Consider the following 17,452-nt stretch of genomic DNA (forward strand, 5'->3'; position numbering starts at 1 on the left):
ATGTCTCGTGTTGCTAAAGCACCGGTCGTTATTCCTGCCGGCGTTGATGTAAAAATCGACGGTCAGGTTATTACGATCAAAGGTAAAAACGGCGAGCTGACTCGTACCCTCAACAATGCTGTTGAAGTTAAACATGCAGATAACGCTCTGACCTTCGGTCCACGTGATGGTTTCGTGGATGGATGGGCTCAGGCTGGTACCGCGCGTGCCCTGCTGAACTCAATGGTTGTTGGTGTTACCGAAGGCTTCACTAAAAAGCTTCAGCTGGTTGGTGTAGGTTATCGTGCAGCTATCAAAGGGAATGCAGTAGGCCTGTCTCTGGGCTTCTCACACCCTGTTGAGCATCCGCTGCCGGCCGGTATCACTGCAGAATGCCCGACTCAGACTGAAATCGTGCTGAAAGGCGCTGATAAACAGCTGATCGGTCAGGTTGCAGCAGATCTGCGCGCCTACCGTCGTCCTGAGCCTTATAAAGGCAAGGGTGTTCGTTACGCCGACGAAGTCGTGCGTACCAAAGAGGCTAAGAAGAAGTAAGGTAACACTATGGATAAGAAATCTGCTCGTATCCGTCGTGCGACCCGCGCACGCCGCAAGCTCAAAGAGCTGGGTGCAACTCGCCTGGTGGTACATCGTACCCCGCGTCATATTTACGCACAGGTAATTGCACCGAACGGTTCTGAAGTTCTGGTAGCTGCTTCTACTGTAGAAAAAGCTATCTCAGAACAATTGAAGTATACCGGTAACAAAGACGCCGCAGCAGCTGTAGGTAAAGCTGTCGCTGAACGCGCTCTGGAAAAAGGCATCAGCAATGTTTCCTTTGACCGTTCCGGGTTCCAATATCATGGTCGTGTCCAGGCACTGGCAGATGCTGCCCGTGAAGCTGGCCTTCAGTTCTAAGGTAGAGGTGTAAGATGGCTCACATCGAAAAACAGGCTGGCGAACTGCAGGAAAAGCTGATCGCGGTAAACCGCGTATCTAAAACCGTTAAAGGTGGTCGTATTTTCTCCTTCACAGCTCTGACTGTAGTGGGTGATGGCAACGGTCGCGTTGGTTTTGGTTACGGTAAAGCGCGTGAAGTTCCAGCAGCGATCCAGAAAGCGATGGAAAAAGCCCGTCGCAATATGATTAACGTCGCGCTGAACAACGGTACCCTGCAACACCCAGTTAAAGGTGTTCACACGGGTTCTCGTGTATTCATGCAGCCAGCTTCCGAAGGTACCGGTATCATCGCCGGTGGTGCAATGCGCGCCGTTCTGGAAGTTGCTGGAGTTCATAACGTTCTGGCTAAAGCATATGGTTCCACCAACCCGATCAACGTGGTTCGTGCAACTATTGATGGCCTGGAAAATATGAATTCTCCAGAAATGGTCGCTGCCAAGCGTGGTAAATCCGTTGAAGAAATTCTGGGGTAATTGACCATGGCAAAGACTATTAAAATCACTCAAACCCGCAGTGCAATCGGTCGTCTGCCGAAACACAAGGCAACGCTGCTTGGCCTGGGTCTGCGTCGTATTGGTCATACCGTTGAGCGCGAGGATACTCCTGCTGTTCGTGGTATGGTCAACGCGGTTTACTTCATGGTTAAAGTTGAGGAGTAAGAGATGCGTTTAAATACTCTGTCTCCGGCCGAAGGCTCTAAAAAGGCGGGTAAACGCCTGGGTCGTGGTATCGGTTCTGGCCTCGGCAAAACCGGTGGTCGTGGTCACAAAGGTCAGAACTCTCGTTCTGGCGGTGGCGTACGTCGCGGTTTCGAGGGTGGCCAGATGCCACTGTACCGTCGTCTGCCGAAGTTCGGCTTCACCTCTCGCAAAGCAGCGATCACAGCGGAAATCCGTCTGTCTGACCTGGCGAAAGTTGAAGGCGGCGTTGTAGACCTGAACACGCTGAAAGCGGCTAACATTATCGGTATCCAGATCGAGTTCGCGAAAGTGATCCTGGCTGGTGAAGTTTCTACTCCGGTAACTGTTCGTGGCCTGCGTGTTACTAAAGGTGCTCGTGCTGCTATCGAAGCTGCTGGCGGTAAAATTGAGGAATAAGTAGCAGATGGCTAAGCAACCGGGATTAGATTTTCAAAGTGCCAAAGGTGGATTTGGCGAGCTGAAACGCAGACTGCTGTTTGTAATCGGCGCGCTGATTGTGTTCCGTATTGGCTCTTTTATTCCGATCCCTGGTATTGATGCCGCTGTACTTGCCAAACTGCTTGAGCAACAGCGAGGCACCATCATTGAAATGTTCAACATGTTCTCTGGTGGTGCTCTCAGCCGTGCTTCTATTTTCGCACTGGGTATTATGCCGTACATTTCGGCATCAATTATTATCCAGCTGCTGACGGTCGTTCATCCGGCCCTGGCAGAGTTGAAGAAAGAAGGGGAGTCTGGACGTCGTAAGATTAGCCAGTACACCCGTTACGGCACTCTGGTGCTGGCAATATTCCAGTCGATCGGTATTGCTACCGGTCTTCCGAATATGCCTGGTATGCAGGGCCTGGTATTAAACCCAGGCTTTGCATTCTATTTCACCGCTGTTGTAAGTCTGGTCACAGGGACCATGTTCCTGATGTGGCTCGGCGAACAGATTACTGAACGAGGTATCGGTAACGGTATCTCAATCATTATCTTCGCCGGTATCGTTGCGGGTCTCCCGCCGGCCATCGCCCATACTATCGAGCAAGCGCGTCAAGGCGACCTGCACTTCCTCCTGTTGCTGTTGGTTGCAGTATTAGTATTTGCAGTGACGTTCTTTGTTGTCTTCGTTGAACGTGGTCAACGCCGCATTGTGGTGAACTACGCTAAACGTCAGCAGGGTCGTCGTGTCTATGCTGCACAGAGCACACATTTACCGCTGAAAGTGAATATGGCGGGGGTTATCCCGGCTATCTTCGCTTCCAGTATTATTCTGTTCCCGGCAACCATCGCGTCATGGTTCGGGGGCGGTACTGGTTGGAACTGGCTGACAACAATTTCGCTGTATTTGCAGCCTGGGCAACCACTTTATGTGTTACTCTATGCGTCTGCGATCATCTTCTTCTGTTTCTTCTACACGGCGTTGGTCTTCAACCCGCGTGAAACAGCAGATAACCTGAAGAAGTCCGGTGCATTTGTACCAGGAATTCGTCCGGGAGAGCAAACGGCGAAGTATATCGATAAAGTAATGACTCGCCTGACTTTGGTTGGTGCGCTTTATATTACTTTTATCTGCCTGATCCCGGAGTTCATGCGTGATGCAATGAAAGTACCGTTCTACTTCGGTGGGACCTCACTGCTTATCGTTGTTGTCGTGATTATGGACTTTATGGCTCAAGTGCAAACTCTGATGATGTCCAGTCAGTATGAGTCTGCATTGAAGAAGGCGAACCTGAAAGGCTACGGCCGCTAACTGGTCGCCTGAGAAGTTACGGAGAGTAAAAATGAAAGTTCGTGCTTCCGTCAAGAAATTATGCCGTAACTGCAAAATCGTTAAGCGTGATGGTGTCATCCGTGTGATTTGCAGTGCCGAGCCGAAGCATAAACAGCGCCAAGGCTGATTATTTCGCATATTTTTCTTGCAAAGTTGGGTTGAGCTGGCTAGATTAGCCAGCCAATCTTTTGTATGTCTGTACGTTTCCATTTGAGTATCCTGAAAACGGGCTTTTCAGCATGGTGCGTACATATTAAATAGTAGGAGTGCATAGTGGCCCGTATAGCAGGCATTAACATTCCTGATCAGAAACATGCTGTGATCGCATTAACTTCGATCTACGGCGTCGGCAAGACCCGTTCTAAAGCCATTCTGGCTGCAGCGGGTATCGCTGAAGATGTTAAGATCAGTGAGCTGTCTGAAGAACAAATCGACACGCTGCGTGACGAAGTTGCCAAATTTGTCGTTGAAGGTGATCTGCGCCGTGAAATCAGCATGAGCATCAAGCGCCTGATGGATCTTGGTTGCTATCGCGGTTTGCGTCATCGTCGTGGTCTGCCAGTACGCGGTCAGCGTACTAAGACCAACGCACGTACCCGTAAGGGTCCGCGCAAACCGATCAAGAAATAATCGGGGTGATTGAATAATGGCAAAGGCACCAGTTCGTGCACGTAAACGTGTAAGAAAACAAGTCTCTGACGGCGTGGCTCATATCCATGCTTCTTTCAACAACACCATCGTTACTATTACTGATCGTCAGGGTAACGCATTGGGTTGGGCAACAGCCGGTGGTTCCGGTTTCCGTGGTTCTCGCAAATCCACTCCGTTCGCAGCTCAGGTTGCAGCAGAGCGTTGCGCTGAAGCCGTAAAAGAATACGGCATCAAGAATCTGGAAGTTATGGTTAAAGGTCCGGGTCCGGGTCGTGAATCTACTGTTCGCGCTCTGAACGCCGCTGGTTTCCGCATCACGAATATTACTGATGTGACTCCGATCCCTCATAACGGTTGTCGTCCGCCGAAAAAACGTCGCGTATAACGCTCGTTTTTTAGGTTAGTTGGAGATAGAAAATGGCAAGATATTTGGGTCCTAAGCTCAAGCTGAGCCGTCGTGAGGGCACCGACTTATTCCTTAAGTCTGGCGTTCGCGCGATCGATACCAAGTGTAAAATTGAACAAGCTCCTGGCCAGCACGGTGCGCGTAAACCGCGTCTGTCTGACTATGGTGTGCAGTTGCGTGAAAAGCAAAAAGTTCGCCGTATCTACGGTGTGCTGGAGCGTCAGTTCCGTAACTACTATAAAGAAGCAGCACGTCTGAAAGGCAACACAGGTGAAAACCTGCTGGCTCTGCTGGAAGGTCGTCTGGACAACGTTGTATACCGTATGGGCTTCGGCGCGACTCGTGCTGAATCACGCCAGCTGGTTAGCCATAAAGCAATCATGGTAAACGGTCGTGTTGTTAACATCGCTTCTTATCAGGTTAAAGCGAATGACGTTGTTAGCATTCGTGAGAAAGCGAAAAAGCAATCTCGCGTGAAAGCCGCTCTGGAGCTGGCTGAGCAGCGTGAAAAGCCAACCTGGCTGGAAGTTGATGCTGGCAAGATGGAAGGTACGTTCAAGCGTCAGCCGGAACGTTCTGATCTGTCTGCGGACATTAACGAACACCTGATCGTCGAGCTTTACTCCAAGTAAAGCTTAGTACCAAAGAGAGGACACAATGCAGGGTTCTGTGACAGAGTTTCTAAAACCGCGCCTGGTAGATATCGAGCAAGTGAGTTCGACGCACGCCAAGGTGACCCTTGAGCCTTTAGAGCGTGGCTTTGGCCATACTCTGGGTAACGCACTGCGCCGTATTCTGCTCTCATCGATGCCGGGTTGCGCGGTGACCGAGGTTGAGATTGATGGTGTACTTCATGAGTACAGCACCAAAGAAGGCGTTCAGGAAGATATCCTTGAAATCCTGCTCAACCTGAAAGGGCTGGCGGTGAGAGTTCAGGGTAAAGATGAAGTTATTCTTACTCTGAATAAATCTGGCATTGGCCCTGTGACTGCAGCCGACATCACCCACGACGGTGATGTTGAAATCGTCAAGCCGCAGCACGTGATCTGCCACCTGACCGATGAGAACGCAGCTATTAGCATGCGTATCAAAGTTCAGCGCGGTCGTGGTTATGTGCCGGCTTCTGCCCGAATTCATTCGGAAGAAGATGAGCGCCCAATCGGCCGTCTGCTGGTCGACGCATGCTACAGCCCTGTAGAGCGTATTGCCTACAATGTTGAAGCAGCGCGTGTAGAACAGCGTACCGACCTGGACAAGCTGGTCATCGAAATGGAAACCAATGGCACAATCGATCCTGAAGAGGCGATTCGTCGTGCGGCAACCATCCTGGCAGAACAACTGGAAGCTTTCGTTGACTTACGTGATGTACGTCAGCCGGAAGTGAAAGAAGAGAAACCAGAATTCGATCCGATCCTGCTGCGCCCTGTTGACGATCTGGAATTGACTGTCCGCTCTGCTAACTGCCTCAAGGCAGAAGCTATCCACTATATCGGTGATCTGGTACAGCGTACCGAGGTTGAGTTGCTGAAAACGCCGAACCTGGGTAAAAAATCTCTTACCGAGATTAAAGACGTGCTGGCTTCACGTGGTCTGTCTCTGGGCATGCGCCTGGAAAACTGGCCACCGGCAAGCATTGCTGACGAGTAACCGGATCACAGGTTAAGGTTTTACTGAGAAGGATAAGGTCATGCGCCATCGTAAGAGTGGTCGTCAACTGAACCGCAACAGCAGCCATCGCCAGGCTATGTTCCGCAACATGGCAGGTTCACTGGTTCGTCATGAAATCATCAAGACGACCCTGCCTAAAGCGAAAGAGCTGCGTCGCGTAGTTGAGCCGCTGATTACTCTTGCCAAGACTGACAGCGTTGCTAATCGTCGTCTGGCATTCGCCCGTACTCGTGATAACGAGATCGTGGCAAAACTGTTTAACGAACTGGGCCCGCGTTTCGCGAGCCGTGCCGGTGGTTACACTCGCATTCTGAAGTGTGGCTTCCGTGCAGGCGACAACGCGCCGATGGCTTACATCGAGCTGGTTGATCGTTCAGAGAAAGCAGAAGCTGCTGCAGAGTAATCTGTAGTAACGTAAAAAAACCCGCCTCGGCGGGTTTTTTTATATCCGCAGAATCTCCACTTATCTACAATGTCTGTATCTTTTCTGCTCACCCCCTGGAGTTCATTATGTGGTTGCTCGATCAGTGGGCTGAACGCCATATTTGCGATGCCCAAAACAAAGGCGAGTTCGAAAATCTTCCCGGCAGCGGTGAGCCGCTGATTCTGGACGATGATTCACATATTCCCCCTGAATTACGGGCCGGTTATCGCTTACTGAAAAACGCAGGTTGTTTACCGCCTGAGCTTCAGCAACGTAATGAAGCCGTCGAGCTTGCCGATCTGCTTAAAGGCATTCATAAGAATGACCCGCGGTACTCTGAAATCAGTCGTCGGTTGGCGCTCATAGAGCTAAAACTGCGCCAGACGGGAATGAATACTGACTTTTTGCATGGTGAGTACAGTGAAAGGTTAATACAAAAAATAAACAAGGAGTAGCCATGTACCGCATAGGTGAACTTGCGAAGCTTGCTAACGTAACGCCGGATACTATCCGCTACTACGAAAAGCAGCAGATGATCGATCATGAGGTCAGAACGGAAGGTGGATTTCGCCTTTATACGGATAACGACCTGCAACGCCTTCGTTTTATCCGCTATGCACGGCAACTCGGCTTCACGCTGGAGTCGATCCGTGAACTGCTGTCGATCCGTATCGATCCTGAACATCATACGTGTCAGGAATCTAAAAGCATCGTTCAGGCCCGGCTGGATGAAGTTGAAGGACGTATTCAGGAGCTGCAAGCCATGCAGCGATCTCTGCAAAGGTTAAATGACGCGTGCTGCGGTACCGCTCATAGCAGTGTTTATTGCTCAATACTGGAAGCTCTTGAACAGGGCGCCAGTAGTGAAACTCAGGGTTGTTGATTTTTTATCAGCCAGGGACTAGACTCCCGCCGACATTAACTATGCTCAGGAGAAATGATGAGCCGCTATCAGCATACTAAGGGACACATTAAGGATAACGCCATTGAGGCATTGCTTCACGACCCACTTTTCAGACAGCGAGTTGAGAAGAACAAGAAAGGAAAAGGGAGTTATTTACGTAAAGGTAAACATGCACAACGGGGTAACTGGGAGGCCAGTGGCAAGCAAGCTAATCGCTTTTTTACCACTGGCCTTTCTGTTTCTGTCGCCTGATTAAACGCGGTTATTCTGCTCTTTTAACAGATCGCGAATTTCAGTCAGTAAGACTTCTTCTTTAGTTGGTGCTGGCGGGGCAGCAGCCGGTTCTTCTTTTTTACGGTTAAGTCTGTTGATAAGTTTGATCGCCATGAAAATGGCAAATGCCACGATCACGAAATCAAATACGTTCTGAATGAATACGCCGTAGTGCATTACAACCGCAGGGATATCGCCCTGAGCTTCCCGAAGGGTGAAGGCGAATTGTTTGAAATCAATGCCTCCAATCAACAGTCCTAACGGCGGCATAATAATGTCGGCGACTAATGATGAAACGATCTTACCGAACGCCGCACCAATAATGACACCCACAGCCAAATCCACTACATTCCCGCGCATCGCAAATTCGCGAAACTCTTTAATAAAACTCATTATGTTCTCCTTGTGCCAGCTGACGCCTATAAGTTTAACAAATGATTAGCTAATTGCCATTGGGGATAAATAATCGTTATGAAAATAAAAGGCATGAAAATTAGAAGGTTAATATGTGGGTGCTCTCGTCTGAGCACCCAAATCATTACAGGAAGAATGGACTTGGCTGGAATAAACGCTCGACGTCGGTAATAAATTTTTTATCGGTCAGGAACATAATAACGTGGTCACCCTGCTCGATACGTAAATTATCATTGGCGATCATGACATCGTTACCTCGCACTACGGCGCCGATAATGGTGCCTGGTGGAAGTTTAATTTCGTCGATCGCGCGACCAACAACGCGCGACGTCGTTTCATCCCCGTGAGCGACGGCTTCAATGGCTTCAGCAACACCACGACGCAGAGACGACACGCCGACAATATCCGCTTTACGCACATGGCTTAGCAGGGCAGAGATGGTGGCTTGCTGGGGTGAAATAGCAATATCAATTACGCTACCCTGTACCAGGTCGACATAAGCCTTACGCTGGATAAGCACCATTACTTTTTTCGCCCCCATACGTTTAGCGAGCATGGCGGACATAATATTCGCTTCGTCGTCGTTGGTGACGGCAATAAAAAGATCAACCTGATCGATATGCTCTTCGGCCAGCAATTCCTGATCCGAAGCATCGCCATAAAACACGATAGTATTCTGAAGTTTTTCAGCCAGCTCCGACGCGCGCTGTTGATCTCGTTCGATCAGCTTCACGCTGTAGTCTTTTTCCAGCCGTCTCGCCAGACCTGCGCCAATATTACCGCCGCCAACCAGCATAATACGTTTATACGGTTTTTCGAGACGCTGAAGTTCACTCATCACCGCACGGATATGCTGAGAAGCCGCAATAAAGAAGACTTCATCCCCGGCTTCGACAATGGTGGAACCTTGCGGACGAATAGGTCTGTCGTGACGGAAAATCGCCGCAACACGCGTATCGATATGTGGCATATGCTCGCGCATTGTCGACAGGGCATTACCAATCAGCGGGCCGCCGTAATAAGCCTTCACGACCGCCAGGCTTACTTTCCCTTCAGCAAAGTTCACAACCTGCAACGCGCCCGGGTACTCAATCAGACGATAAATACTGTCGATAACCAACTGCTCAGGGGCAATAAGATGGTCGATAGGTACTGCTTCGGAATTAAACAGCTTTTCCGCATCCCGGACATAGTCCGGGGAGCGAATGCGGGCGATGCGGTTCGGTGTGTTGAACAGCGAGTAGGCCACCTGGCATGCAACCATGTTGGTTTCATCAGAACTGGTTACTGCAACCAGCATGTCGGCATCGTCCGCGCCCGCCTCACGAAGCACTCGAGGATGAGAGCCGTGCCCCTGCACAACACGAAGATCAAACTTGTCCTGCAAAACGCGCAGGCGATCGCCATTGGTATCCACAATGGTGATATCGTTGTTTTCGCCCACGAGATTTTCCGCCAGCGTTCCGCCAACTTGCCCTGCGCCCAGAATGATAATTTTCATCTTTCGTGACCTGTTCTCAACATCACTCTTTGATTAGCTTAGCGTAAAAGAAGCCATCACCCTCTTCTGCGCCCGGCAGGTTTTGCAGACCCGGGTGCTCAGGTGTTCCCGTATCATGCAGCGTCGCGTCCGGGGTGCGCTTCAGGAAAGCCGCAATTTGCTGACTGTTTTCTTCCGGAAGAACAGAGCAGGTTGCATACACCAGGGTTCCGCCGGGTTTGAGATGCGGCCAGATGGCATCCAGAATTTCGGATTGCAACTGGGCAAGCTCCTTGATATCACGATCGCGACGCAGCCATTTGATATCGGGATGACGACGAATTACGCCGGTTGCAGAGCAGGGGGCGTCCAGCAAAATACGATCGAACCGGGTATCACCACACCAGTCTGCGGGTTTACGTCCATCGCCTTGCTTAACCTGTGCTTTCATACCCAGACGCTTGAGGTTGTCATAGACGCGTGAAAGACGCTGCTCATCAACATCCACGGCCATCACGCAGGCCTGCGGCGCCACTTCCAGAATGTGCGTTGTTTTTCCCCCTGGCGCTGCACAAAGATCAAGGATCTGCTCCCCGTCTTTCGGTTCAAGCCAGGCCATGCACCCCTGAGCGGATGCGTCCTGTACCGTTACCCAGCCCTCTTCAAAACCGGGTAATGCATGTACCGGTGCAGGGGAGGCTAAACGAACCGCATCAGGATAAGCCGCGTGTGTGAAGCCGCTCATTCCGGTCTCTTCCAGCAGGGCCAGCCATGCGTCGCGGGTATGATGGTTACGATTGACGCGTAACCACATCGGCGGACGTTGGTTATTGGCATCCACAATGTCTTGCCATTGCTGTGGGTAGGCTTTTTTAAGGCGATTCAGCAGCCATTCTGGATGCAGGAAGCGCGCTTCGCTTTGCGCAAATTCTGCCAGCAGTTCGTCCTGCTGACGCTGGAACTGACGCAGCACGCCGTTAATCAATCCTTTCAGCTGGGGACGTTTAATCGCAACGGCACCTTCCACTGTCTCAGCCAGCGCAGCATGAGGTGGAATGCGGGTATGAAGAAGCTGGTAGAAACCGACCATGATCAAATAATGCACGGTACGTTGCTTGCCGTTCATCGGGCGTGACATCAGCTTATTAATTAACCATTCAAGCTGAGAGAGGGTACGCAGCACGCCAAAGCACAGCTCCTGAAGCAGCGCTTTATCTTTATCGGAAACCTTTTGTTGCAGTGGAGGCAGGACATTACTCAGTGACTGGCCCTGCTCAATAACCTGCTCAACGGCCTGAGCCGCCATAGTGCGTAGATTTTGTCTTTTCATAACCGTAAAAATAAAAATGCCCGGAAACACCGGGCCTTAAGAGTAAATTTGTTCAGGCAAGACGATTGCCAGGGATGAACCATTCACGACGGGAATTTAATAGATCCTGCGCGCTCATTGCCTTTTTACCGGCCGGTTGCAGCGATTCAAGATTCAGGATCCCTTCTCCGGTCGCAACCTGGATACCGTTTTTGCTGGCGTCGATAATCGTACCGGGCTCTGCTGATGTATTGCCGTTAATAACTGAAGCTTTCCAGACTTTCACTGGCTGCTCATCAATCATCAACCAGCTCATCGGCCACGGATTAAAGGCGCGGATGCAGCGTTCGAGTTGAGCTGCTGACAGGGACCAGTCGATCCGGGCTTCTTCTTTACTCAGTTTTTCAGCATAGGTCACCTGTGCCTCATCCTGCACTTCAGGTGTCGCTGTATTGTCAGCAAGCTGTTGCAACGTCTCAATCAGCCCCTGCGGACCGAGAGCCGCCAGCTTGTCATACAGCGTGGCGCTGGTATCTTCTGCGGTAATGGAACACGCCAGTTTATACAGCATGTCGCCCGTGTCTAAACCTACGTCCATCTTCATGATTGTCACGCCAGTTTCAGCATCGCCTGCCCACAGAGCGCGCTGAATAGGGGCTGCACCGCGCCAGCGTGGGAGCAAAGAACCATGAACGTTAACACAGCCCAGGCGGGGCATATCGAGTACCGCTTTTGGCAGAATGAGGCCGTAAGCCACAACTACCATCACGTCAGCGTTCAGGTCTGCCACTAACTGCTGGTTTTCCTCAGGTCGTAATGACGCTGGCTGGAATACCGGTAAACCATGCGTTTCTGCCAGTACTTTAACCGGGCCAGGCATCAGTTTTTTACCGCGGCCAGCCGGTCGATCCGGCTGAGTAAATACGCCAACAATCTGATGACCAGACGATAGCAGCGCGTCGAGATGACGCGCTGCAAAATCAGGGGTACCCGCGAAGATTATACGTAGTGATGTAGACACGTTATTCCTTGTATCCGGGGGGCGTTAAGCGCGAGAACGCAAACGATCCAGTTTCTCAACTTTCTGACGAATACGCTGTTGCTTCAGAGGTGAGAGGTAATCGATAAACAGTTTACCGACCAGGTGATCCATCTCATGCTGAATGCAAATCGCCAGCAGATCGTCGGCTTCCAGCTCAAACGGATTGCCGTCACGATCCAGTGCGCGAATTTTAACTTTTTCGGCACGTGGCACCAAAGCGCGCTGTTCAGGGATAGACAGACAGCCTTCCTCAATGCCTGTTTCGCCGCTTTTTTCAAGCAGTTCAGGGTTGATCAGCACCAGACGCTCATCGCGATTTTCAGAAACGTCGATCACGATAATACGCTTGTGAATGTCTACCTGGGTCGCCGCCAGGCCAATGCCTTCTTCAGCGTACATGGTATCGAACATATCATCGACGATACGCTGAATTTCTGCATTCACTTCTTTAACCGGTTCCGCGACGATGCGAAGACGCTCGTCAGGAATATGTAACACTTGCAAAACTGCCATAAATTTCCAGAGTCGTGTTCAGGAGTTGATAAGAATATTACTTCTATTCTAGACAAATCCCCGGTCGATTGACAGCATCAGTGACCAATCGCAAAGATTGCTGAGGCTGCTTATGGCAGGGAAAAGGATGACGTCCACAGAGATATGGTTACGGCTTATAAACATCGGGTCGTTATACGGTGACGCGATGCTGGAGATTGCGCAGAGGCTGCTTCGCCAGGCAACCGTTGATGCTGAAGCTGTCAACGCGGCAGGGCTTTCGCCCAAACATGCCGTAAAGTTTTTTTCGTTCAGCGAGAGTGAGCTTGAACGTAGTCTGGAATGGCTTGAACACACCGACAACCACCTTCTCACGGCGGATGATCCTCGTTTTCCGCCATTGTTGCGTTCTATACCTGATTTTCCCGGGGCGCTCTTTGTGCGAGGCCGCGTCGACGTGCTTAATAGCATGCAGCTTGCGGTTGTGGGCAGCCGTGCGCCCTCGTGGTACGGCGAGCGTTGGGGGAAAATGCTCAGTGAACAGCTGTCCCAATGTGGCTTTACGATCACCAGTGGCCTGGCTTGCGGCATCGACGGTGTGGCACATCATGCGGCGTTGTCAGCAAAAGGGCGAAGTGTCGCCGTGCTTGGCAATGGTCTTTTTAGTCTCTATCCGCGTCGTCATCACATTCTGGCTGAGCAACTTATCGCTTCTGAGGGGGCGATAGTATCTGAGTTTTCACTTTCGACATCGCCCAGACCGGGTAACTTTCCACGGCGTAACCGGATCATCAGCGGGTTAAGCCAGGGCGTGCTGGTGGTCGAAGCTGCGATTCGAAGTGGATCGCTGGTTACTGCAAGGTGCGCACTGGAGCAGGGGCGTGAAGTTTTTGCGCTGCCCGGCCCGTTGGGGAACCCTGGCTGCGAAGGCCCTCACTGGCTGATAAAACAGGGGGCGACGCTGGTGACCTGTAAAGAGGATATCCTGGAAAATTTGCAGTATGGATTGCATTGGTTGCAGGATGATCTCCAAAAGCGACATATTTCATCGGATCAGGAGGCCGTAGCATTGCCATTTCCCAAGCTCCTGGCTAACGTAGGAGATGAGGTAACACCTGTTGACGTTGTCGCTGAACGTGCCGGCCAACCTGTGCCAGTAACGGTAGCACAGCTACTCGAACTGGAGTTAGCAGGGTGGATCGCAGCTGTACCCGGCGGCTATGTCCGATTAAGGAGGGCATGCCATGTTCGACGTACTGATGTATTTGTTTGAGACTTACATCCACAACGAAGCAGAAATGCAGGTGGATCAGGACAAATTAACACGGGATCTGACCGACGCAGGTTTTGAGCGGGAAGATATTTATAATGCGTTGATGTGGCTGGATAAGTTGGCTGATTATCAGGACGGCCTCGCCGAACCGATGCAGCTTGCTTCTGACCCATTGTCTGTGCGCATCTATACAGCTGAAGAGTGTGAAAGGCTGGATGCCAGCTGCCGGGGATTCATTTTATTCCTCGAGCAGATTCAGGTGCTAAACCTCGAAACGAGAGAGATGGTGATAGAGCGCGTCATGGCGCTGGATACTGCTGAATTTGAACTGGAAGATCTGAAATGGGTGATCCTGATGGTGCTGTTCAACATTCCAGGCTGTGAAAATGCCTATCAGCAAATGGAAGAATTACTCTTTGAAGTGAATGAAGGTATGCTGCATTAATTCTATGTGCAGCAACAAGAGTTGTTATGGCCAAATCAGCACTCTTCACGGTGCATAAAAACGAGCCCTGCCCACAGTGTGGGGCTGAACTTGTTATTCGGTCCGGGAAACACGGTCCGTTTCTCGGTTGTTCACACTATCCGGAATGTGATTATGTCCGTTCCCTGAAGAGCCAGGCGGACGGACATATCGTCAAAATTCTGGAGGGACAGCTTTGTCCGCTCTGCGGCGGCGAACTGGCGCTGCGGCAGGGGCGGTTCGGGATGTTTATCGGATGCAGCCGCTACCCGGAATGTGATCATACGGAACAAATTGATAAACCAGATGAAACGGCAATTGCCTGCCCTCAGTGCCAGCGTGGTCAATTGGTGCAGCGCCGCTCTCGTTATGGCAAGACCTTCCATTCGTGCGATCGCTATCCTGAATGCCAGTTCGTTATCAATTTCAAACCAGTAGCGGGCGTCTGCCCTCATTGCGATTATCCGTTACTTATAGAAAAGAAAACCGCGCAAGGCTTGAAACGCTTTTGCGCCAGTAAACAATGTGGAAAGCCGGTTTCGGCGGATCAAATCAGTGAATAATAACCTGCCATCAGGCTCCATCGCGCAGGCGGTGGAAATCCTGAAAAAAGAAGAAGTCATCGCCTATCCAACAGAAGCCGTTTTCGGGGTCGGGTGCGATCCTGACAGCGAAGTCGCCGTTAACCGTCTGCTGGCGCTAAAACAACGGCCTGTCGAAAAAGGATTGATTTTGATCGCTGCGAACTACGCGCAGCTTAAGCCTTATATTGATGATTCCATGCTGACGCCTGCACAGCGGGAAACCATTTTCTCTGCGTGGCCTGGTCCCGTGACGTTTGTTTTTCCTGCACAACCGACAACGCCGCGCTGGTTAACCGGGCGTTTCGATTCACTTGCGGTACGCGTTACCGACCATCCGCTGGTGGTGGAGTTATGCCAGGCATTTGGTAAACCTCTGGTTTCAACCAGCGCCAACCTGACCGGGCTTCCCCCCTGTCGGACAACCGAAGAAGTTCTGGCGCAGTTCGGGAGTGATTTCCCGGTAGCTGTCGGTGAAACCGGTGGCCGTCTTAACCCGTCAGAAATTCGCGATGCCTTGACCGGCGAACGTTTTCGCCAGGGATAATGTGATGGAAACCTATGCTGTTTTTGGTAACCCGATCGCGCACAGCAAGTCGCCTCTGATCCATCAGCTGTTTGCAGAGCAATTGCAGATAGATCACCCATATGGTCGGGTTCTTGCGCCTGTTGATGCATTTTTACCGACGCTAAATAGCTTTTTTGTTGCGGGCGGTAAAGGTGCGAACGTTACGGTGCCTTTTAAAGAAGAGGCTTTCGGGCGTGCGGATGAGCTGACCGAGCGTGCGTCGCTCGCTGGTGCCGTCAATACTCTTAAGCGGCTCGAAGATGGTCGCCTTCTGGGCGATAACACCGATGGCATAGGTTTACTCAGCGATCTGGAGCGACTGTCGTTTATTAAACCAGGCTTTCGGATCCTGCTGATCGGTGCGGGTGGCGCGTCGCGCGGCGTATTGCTTCCTCTTCTTTCGCTGGATTGTGCGGTGACAATCACCAACCGTACTTTCTCCAGAGCAGAAGAACTGGCGGCGTTGTTCGCACACACAGGCAGCGTAGCTGCGGTAGCACTTGAGGATCTCGCGGGTCACGAATTTGATCTTGTGATTAATGCCACCTCAAGCGGTATTAATGGAGAGATCCCGGCGATTCCTGCATCCCTGGTTCATTCCCATATCTACGCCTATGACATGTTTTATCAAAAAGGGAAAACGCCATTTCTGACCTGGTGCGAACAACAGGGGGCAAAACATGTGGCTGATGGTCTGGGCATGCTGGTGGGGCAGGCGGCTCATGCGGTGCTACTCTGGCATGGCGTGTTACCTGCTGTAGAACCGGTGATCGAAAAGCTGAAACAGGAACTGATGGCATGAATCAGGCGATTCATTTTCCCGACAGAGAAATCTGGGATGAAAACAAGCAAGCGGTGTGTTTCCCGGTGCTGGTGCATGGAATGCAGCTCACCTGTGCGATTAAAGGGGAGACGTTGCTTCAGCGCTTTGGTGGTTCAGATCCGTTAGCGGTCTTTTGTGAAAATCGCTGGGATCTGGAAGAGGAAGCCAGCGATTTGATCCGCGTACAGCAGGAAGACGATCAGGGCTGGGTCTGGTTATCCTGATCCAGATAGTCATTCTTCCATTTAACGTAATTGTTCGCTGAGTATTTCAATCCTTCGATCTCCGCCTCCTTTAGGGGGCGGATCTGTTTTACCGGACTGCCTAAATAGAGATAGCCACTTTCCAGGCGTTTGTTTTGCGGAACTAGGCTTCCTGCGCCAATCATTACGTCATCTTCTACTATGACGCCATCCAGCAAAATCGATCCCATCCCAACGAGAACCCTGTTACCGATTGTGCAGCCGTGGAGCATTACTTTATGACCGACGGTAACATCTTCCCCAATGATGAGCGGATTGCCCTCAGGGTTATAAGATGACTTATGAGTCACATGCAGCACGCTGCCGTCCTGAATATTGGTGCGTGCACCGATTGCAACATAGTTAACATCGCCCCGGATCGCGACGAGTGGCCAGATGCTGACATCATCGGCCATGCGAACATCACCAATGACCACGCTGCTGGCATCGATCATCACGCGATCGCCTTTTTGGGGGAACAGATCTTTATAAGGACGTAATACTGCAAACATATCTACCTCGATACAGATGAGCGCTATTAAAGAAGACTTTGATCGTATTCCTGGATCGAGGCAAGGCAAAATGCGTCAATTTTTAAGCGGATCGGGTGGGTTTTCAGCGAAAAGCACGGAAAATCATCAGTTGGAAAAAAAGATCTAAAAAATACTTGTGCTAAAAACTGGGATCCCTATAATGCGCCTCCATCGACACGGCGGATGTGAATCACTTCACAAACAACCCGGTCGGTTGAAGAGAAAAAATCCTGAAAATCAGGGTTGACTCTGAAAGAGGAAAGCGTAATATACGCCACCTCGCGACAGAGCGCTGAAGCGCGTCGCAACTGCTCTTTAACAATTTATCAGACAATCTGTGTGGGCACTCAAAGTGACATGGATTCTTAACGTCCTCGGACGATAAATGAATACCAAGTCTCAACGAGTGAACACGTAATTCATTACGAAGTTTAATTCATTGAGCATCAAACTTTTAAATTGAAGAGTTTGATCATGGCTCAGATTGAACGCTGGCGGCAGGCCTAACAC

General features: G+C 50.9%; 27 protein-coding genes. 21 read left to right on the forward strand and 6 right to left on the reverse strand.

Features of this window, described 5'->3' with window-relative positions; all coding sequences use genetic code 11:
* The 15 genes from rplF to DD606_RS18490 all read left to right on the forward strand — a co-directional run bounded on the left by rplF (position 1) and on the right by DD606_RS18490 (position 7,701).
* On the forward strand, positions 1–534 hold the full coding sequence (gene rplF / locus DD606_RS18420; protein ID WP_006178917.1) for a 50S ribosomal protein L6: 534 nt from the start codon (positions 1–3) through the stop codon (positions 532–534).
* 9 nt (positions 535–543) lie between these two features.
* Positions 544–897, forward strand: a complete 354-nt coding sequence (gene rplR, locus DD606_RS18425; RefSeq protein ID WP_003863297.1) for a 50S ribosomal protein L18 — start codon at positions 544–546, stop codon at positions 895–897.
* A 14-nt stretch (positions 898–911) separates the two neighbouring features.
* Positions 912–1,412, forward strand: coding sequence for a 30S ribosomal protein S5 (gene rpsE / locus DD606_RS18430; protein WP_003863299.1), 501 nt, complete (start codon positions 912–914; stop codon positions 1,410–1,412).
* A gap of 6 nt (positions 1,413–1,418) precedes the next feature.
* Entirely contained in the window at positions 1,419–1,598 is a 180-nt protein-coding gene (gene rpmD / locus DD606_RS18435; RefSeq protein ID WP_003863301.1) for a 50S ribosomal protein L30, read from the forward strand.
* Between the two features lie 3 nt (positions 1,599–1,601).
* On the forward strand, positions 1,602–2,036 hold the full coding sequence (rplO, locus tag DD606_RS18440) for a 50S ribosomal protein L15 (RefSeq protein WP_003863304.1): 435 nt from the start codon (positions 1,602–1,604) through the stop codon (positions 2,034–2,036).
* Positions 2,037–2,043: 7 nt separating this feature from the next.
* Positions 2,044–3,375, forward strand: coding sequence for a preprotein translocase subunit SecY (gene secY / locus DD606_RS18445; RefSeq protein WP_003863305.1), 1,332 nt, complete (start codon positions 2,044–2,046; stop codon positions 3,373–3,375).
* 31 nt (positions 3,376–3,406) lie between these two features.
* Entirely contained in the window at positions 3,407–3,523 is a 117-nt protein-coding gene (rpmJ, locus tag DD606_RS18450; protein ID WP_000868187.1) for a 50S ribosomal protein L36, read from the forward strand.
* A gap of 146 nt (positions 3,524–3,669) precedes the next feature.
* Positions 3,670–4,026, forward strand: a complete 357-nt coding sequence (rpsM, locus tag DD606_RS18455; RefSeq protein WP_003863308.1) for a 30S ribosomal protein S13 — start codon at positions 3,670–3,672, stop codon at positions 4,024–4,026.
* Positions 4,027–4,042: 16 nt separating this feature from the next.
* Positions 4,043–4,432 carry a 30S ribosomal protein S11 gene (rpsK, locus tag DD606_RS18460; RefSeq protein ID WP_003863312.1) on the forward strand — a complete coding sequence of 130 codons (390 nt, stop codon included), beginning with the start codon at positions 4,043–4,045 and terminating at the stop codon, positions 4,430–4,432.
* Between the two features lie 32 nt (positions 4,433–4,464).
* The gene (gene rpsD, locus DD606_RS18465; protein WP_003863314.1) at positions 4,465–5,085 is read left to right on the forward strand and encodes a 30S ribosomal protein S4; all 621 of its coding nucleotides are present in this window, start codon (positions 4,465–4,467) and stop codon (positions 5,083–5,085) included.
* A 25-nt stretch (positions 5,086–5,110) separates the two neighbouring features.
* On the forward strand, positions 5,111–6,100 hold the full coding sequence (rpoA, locus tag DD606_RS18470; protein ID WP_002919219.1) for a DNA-directed RNA polymerase subunit alpha: 990 nt from the start codon (positions 5,111–5,113) through the stop codon (positions 6,098–6,100).
* 40 nt (positions 6,101–6,140) lie between these two features.
* Positions 6,141–6,524, forward strand: a complete 384-nt coding sequence (rplQ, locus tag DD606_RS18475; protein WP_001216368.1) for a 50S ribosomal protein L17 — start codon at positions 6,141–6,143, stop codon at positions 6,522–6,524.
* A gap of 107 nt (positions 6,525–6,631) precedes the next feature.
* The gene (locus tag DD606_RS18480) at positions 6,632–7,000 is read left to right on the forward strand and encodes a DUF1992 domain-containing protein (RefSeq protein ID WP_023314932.1); all 369 of its coding nucleotides are present in this window, start codon (positions 6,632–6,634) and stop codon (positions 6,998–7,000) included.
* Positions 7,001–7,002: 2 nt separating this feature from the next.
* On the forward strand, positions 7,003–7,428 hold the full coding sequence (gene zntR, locus DD606_RS18485) for a Zn(2+)-responsive transcriptional regulator (protein ID WP_003863328.1): 426 nt from the start codon (positions 7,003–7,005) through the stop codon (positions 7,426–7,428).
* Between the two features lie 57 nt (positions 7,429–7,485).
* Positions 7,486–7,701, forward strand: coding sequence for an alternative ribosome-rescue factor A (locus tag DD606_RS18490; protein ID WP_003863329.1), 216 nt, complete (start codon positions 7,486–7,488; stop codon positions 7,699–7,701).
* Here the strand turns inward: DD606_RS18490 and mscL are convergent, their stop codons facing one another.
* The 5 genes from mscL to def all read right to left on the reverse strand — a co-directional run bounded on the left by mscL (position 7,702) and on the right by def (position 12,480).
* Positions 7,702–8,115, reverse strand: a complete 414-nt coding sequence (mscL, locus tag DD606_RS18495) for a large-conductance mechanosensitive channel protein MscL (protein ID WP_003863335.1) — start codon at positions 8,113–8,115, stop codon at positions 7,702–7,704.
* A gap of 145 nt (positions 8,116–8,260) precedes the next feature.
* Entirely contained in the window at positions 8,261–9,637 is a 1,377-nt protein-coding gene (gene trkA / locus DD606_RS18500; protein ID WP_003863337.1) for a Trk system potassium transporter TrkA, read from the reverse strand.
* A 22-nt stretch (positions 9,638–9,659) separates the two neighbouring features.
* Positions 9,660–10,946 (reverse strand): 16S rRNA (cytosine(967)-C(5))-methyltransferase RsmB, encoded by a 1,287-nt coding sequence (gene rsmB, locus DD606_RS18505; RefSeq protein ID WP_129258966.1) that lies wholly within the window; start codon positions 10,944–10,946, stop codon positions 9,660–9,662.
* A gap of 52 nt (positions 10,947–10,998) precedes the next feature.
* Positions 10,999–11,946 carry a methionyl-tRNA formyltransferase gene (gene fmt / locus DD606_RS18510; protein ID WP_023314929.1) on the reverse strand — a complete coding sequence of 316 codons (948 nt, stop codon included), beginning with the start codon at positions 11,944–11,946 and terminating at the stop codon, positions 10,999–11,001.
* A gap of 24 nt (positions 11,947–11,970) precedes the next feature.
* Positions 11,971–12,480 carry a peptide deformylase gene (gene def / locus DD606_RS18515; RefSeq protein ID WP_006812188.1) on the reverse strand — a complete coding sequence of 170 codons (510 nt, stop codon included), beginning with the start codon at positions 12,478–12,480 and terminating at the stop codon, positions 11,971–11,973.
* 127 nt (positions 12,481–12,607) lie between these two features.
* On the opposite strand from def, the gene dprA reads away from it, so the two are divergent.
* From dprA to DD606_RS18545, 6 genes are read left to right on the forward strand one after another with little or no spacing between them, the layout of a single operon-like run.
* A complete protein-coding gene (gene dprA / locus DD606_RS18520) occupies positions 12,608–13,732 on the forward strand; it encodes a DNA-protecting protein DprA (protein WP_003863350.1) in 1,125 nt (374 codons plus the stop codon).
* Entirely contained in the window at positions 13,704–14,177 is a 474-nt protein-coding gene (smg, locus tag DD606_RS18525) for a DUF494 family protein Smg (RefSeq protein WP_000460665.1), read from the forward strand. Before dprA ends, smg begins: the two co-directional genes overlap by 29 nt.
* Positions 14,178–14,203: 26 nt before the next feature.
* Positions 14,204–14,758, forward strand: a complete 555-nt coding sequence (locus DD606_RS18530) for a topoisomerase DNA-binding C4 zinc finger domain-containing protein (RefSeq protein WP_060580002.1) — start codon at positions 14,204–14,206, stop codon at positions 14,756–14,758.
* Positions 14,751–15,323: an L-threonylcarbamoyladenylate synthase type 1 TsaC gene (gene tsaC / locus DD606_RS18535; RefSeq protein WP_003863353.1), complete on the forward strand. Its 573-nt coding sequence runs from the start codon at positions 14,751–14,753 to the stop codon at positions 15,321–15,323. The genes DD606_RS18530 and tsaC overlap by 8 nt, the downstream gene beginning before the upstream one ends.
* A 4-nt stretch (positions 15,324–15,327) precedes the next feature.
* Positions 15,328–16,146 carry a shikimate dehydrogenase gene (aroE, locus tag DD606_RS18540; RefSeq protein WP_023314927.1) on the forward strand — a complete coding sequence of 273 codons (819 nt, stop codon included), beginning with the start codon at positions 15,328–15,330 and terminating at the stop codon, positions 16,144–16,146.
* Positions 16,143–16,391: a DUF1488 domain-containing protein gene (locus DD606_RS18545; protein ID WP_003863356.1), complete on the forward strand. Its 249-nt coding sequence runs from the start codon at positions 16,143–16,145 to the stop codon at positions 16,389–16,391. Before aroE ends, DD606_RS18545 begins: the two co-directional genes overlap by 4 nt.
* Here the strand turns inward: DD606_RS18545 and DD606_RS18550 are convergent.
* Positions 16,367–16,921: a gamma carbonic anhydrase family protein gene (locus DD606_RS18550; protein WP_003863357.1), complete on the reverse strand. Its 555-nt coding sequence runs from the start codon at positions 16,919–16,921 to the stop codon at positions 16,367–16,369. The two genes, DD606_RS18545 and DD606_RS18550, sit on opposite strands and share 25 nt — an antisense overlap.
* Between the last annotated feature and the right edge of the window lie 531 nt (positions 16,922–17,452).

The sequence above is a fragment of the Enterobacter cloacae complex sp. GF14B genome, assembly GCF_004136805.1.
GTDB lineage: Bacteria > Pseudomonadota > Gammaproteobacteria > Enterobacterales > Enterobacteriaceae > Enterobacter > Enterobacter hormaechei_C.

Coding starts and splice junctions, on each gene's coding strand:
- rplF (WP_006178917.1), top strand. CDS start 1: ATGTCTCGTGTTGCTAAAGCACCGGTCGTTATTCCTGCCGGCGTTGAT.
- rplR (WP_003863297.1), top strand. CDS start 544: ATGGATAAGAAATCTGCTCGTATCCGTCGTGCGACCCGCGCACGCCGC.
- rpsE (WP_003863299.1), top strand. CDS start 912: ATGGCTCACATCGAAAAACAGGCTGGCGAACTGCAGGAAAAGCTGATC.
- rpmD (WP_003863301.1), top strand. CDS start 1,419: ATGGCAAAGACTATTAAAATCACTCAAACCCGCAGTGCAATCGGTCGT.
- rplO (WP_003863304.1), top strand. CDS start 1,602: ATGCGTTTAAATACTCTGTCTCCGGCCGAAGGCTCTAAAAAGGCGGGT.
- secY (WP_003863305.1), top strand. CDS start 2,044: ATGGCTAAGCAACCGGGATTAGATTTTCAAAGTGCCAAAGGTGGATTT.
- rpmJ (WP_000868187.1), top strand. CDS start 3,407: ATGAAAGTTCGTGCTTCCGTCAAGAAATTATGCCGTAACTGCAAAATC.
- rpsK (WP_003863312.1), top strand. CDS start 4,043: ATGGCAAAGGCACCAGTTCGTGCACGTAAACGTGTAAGAAAACAAGTC.
- rpsD (WP_003863314.1), top strand. CDS start 4,465: ATGGCAAGATATTTGGGTCCTAAGCTCAAGCTGAGCCGTCGTGAGGGC.
- rpoA (WP_002919219.1), top strand. CDS start 5,111: ATGCAGGGTTCTGTGACAGAGTTTCTAAAACCGCGCCTGGTAGATATC.
- rplQ (WP_001216368.1), top strand. CDS start 6,141: ATGCGCCATCGTAAGAGTGGTCGTCAACTGAACCGCAACAGCAGCCAT.
- DD606_RS18480 (WP_023314932.1), top strand. CDS start 6,632: ATGTGGTTGCTCGATCAGTGGGCTGAACGCCATATTTGCGATGCCCAA.
- zntR (WP_003863328.1), top strand. CDS start 7,003: ATGTACCGCATAGGTGAACTTGCGAAGCTTGCTAACGTAACGCCGGAT.
- DD606_RS18490 (WP_003863329.1), top strand. CDS start 7,486: ATGAGCCGCTATCAGCATACTAAGGGACACATTAAGGATAACGCCATT.
- mscL (WP_003863335.1), bottom strand. CDS start 8,115: ATGAGTTTTATTAAAGAGTTTCGCGAATTTGCGATGCGCGGGAATGTA.
- trkA (WP_003863337.1), bottom strand. CDS start 9,637: ATGAAAATTATCATTCTGGGCGCAGGGCAAGTTGGCGGAACGCTGGCG.
- rsmB (WP_129258966.1), bottom strand. CDS start 10,946: ATGAAAAGACAAAATCTACGCACTATGGCGGCTCAGGCCGTTGAGCAG.
- def (WP_006812188.1), bottom strand. CDS start 12,480: ATGGCAGTTTTGCAAGTGTTACATATTCCTGACGAGCGTCTTCGCATC.
- dprA (WP_003863350.1), top strand. CDS start 12,608: ATGACGTCCACAGAGATATGGTTACGGCTTATAAACATCGGGTCGTTA.
- smg (WP_000460665.1), top strand. CDS start 13,704: ATGTTCGACGTACTGATGTATTTGTTTGAGACTTACATCCACAACGAA.
- DD606_RS18530 (WP_060580002.1), top strand. CDS start 14,204: ATGGCCAAATCAGCACTCTTCACGGTGCATAAAAACGAGCCCTGCCCA.
- aroE (WP_023314927.1), top strand. CDS start 15,328: ATGGAAACCTATGCTGTTTTTGGTAACCCGATCGCGCACAGCAAGTCG.
- DD606_RS18545 (WP_003863356.1), top strand. CDS start 16,143: ATGAATCAGGCGATTCATTTTCCCGACAGAGAAATCTGGGATGAAAAC.
- DD606_RS18550 (WP_003863357.1), bottom strand. CDS start 16,921: ATGTTTGCAGTATTACGTCCTTATAAAGATCTGTTCCCCCAAAAAGGC.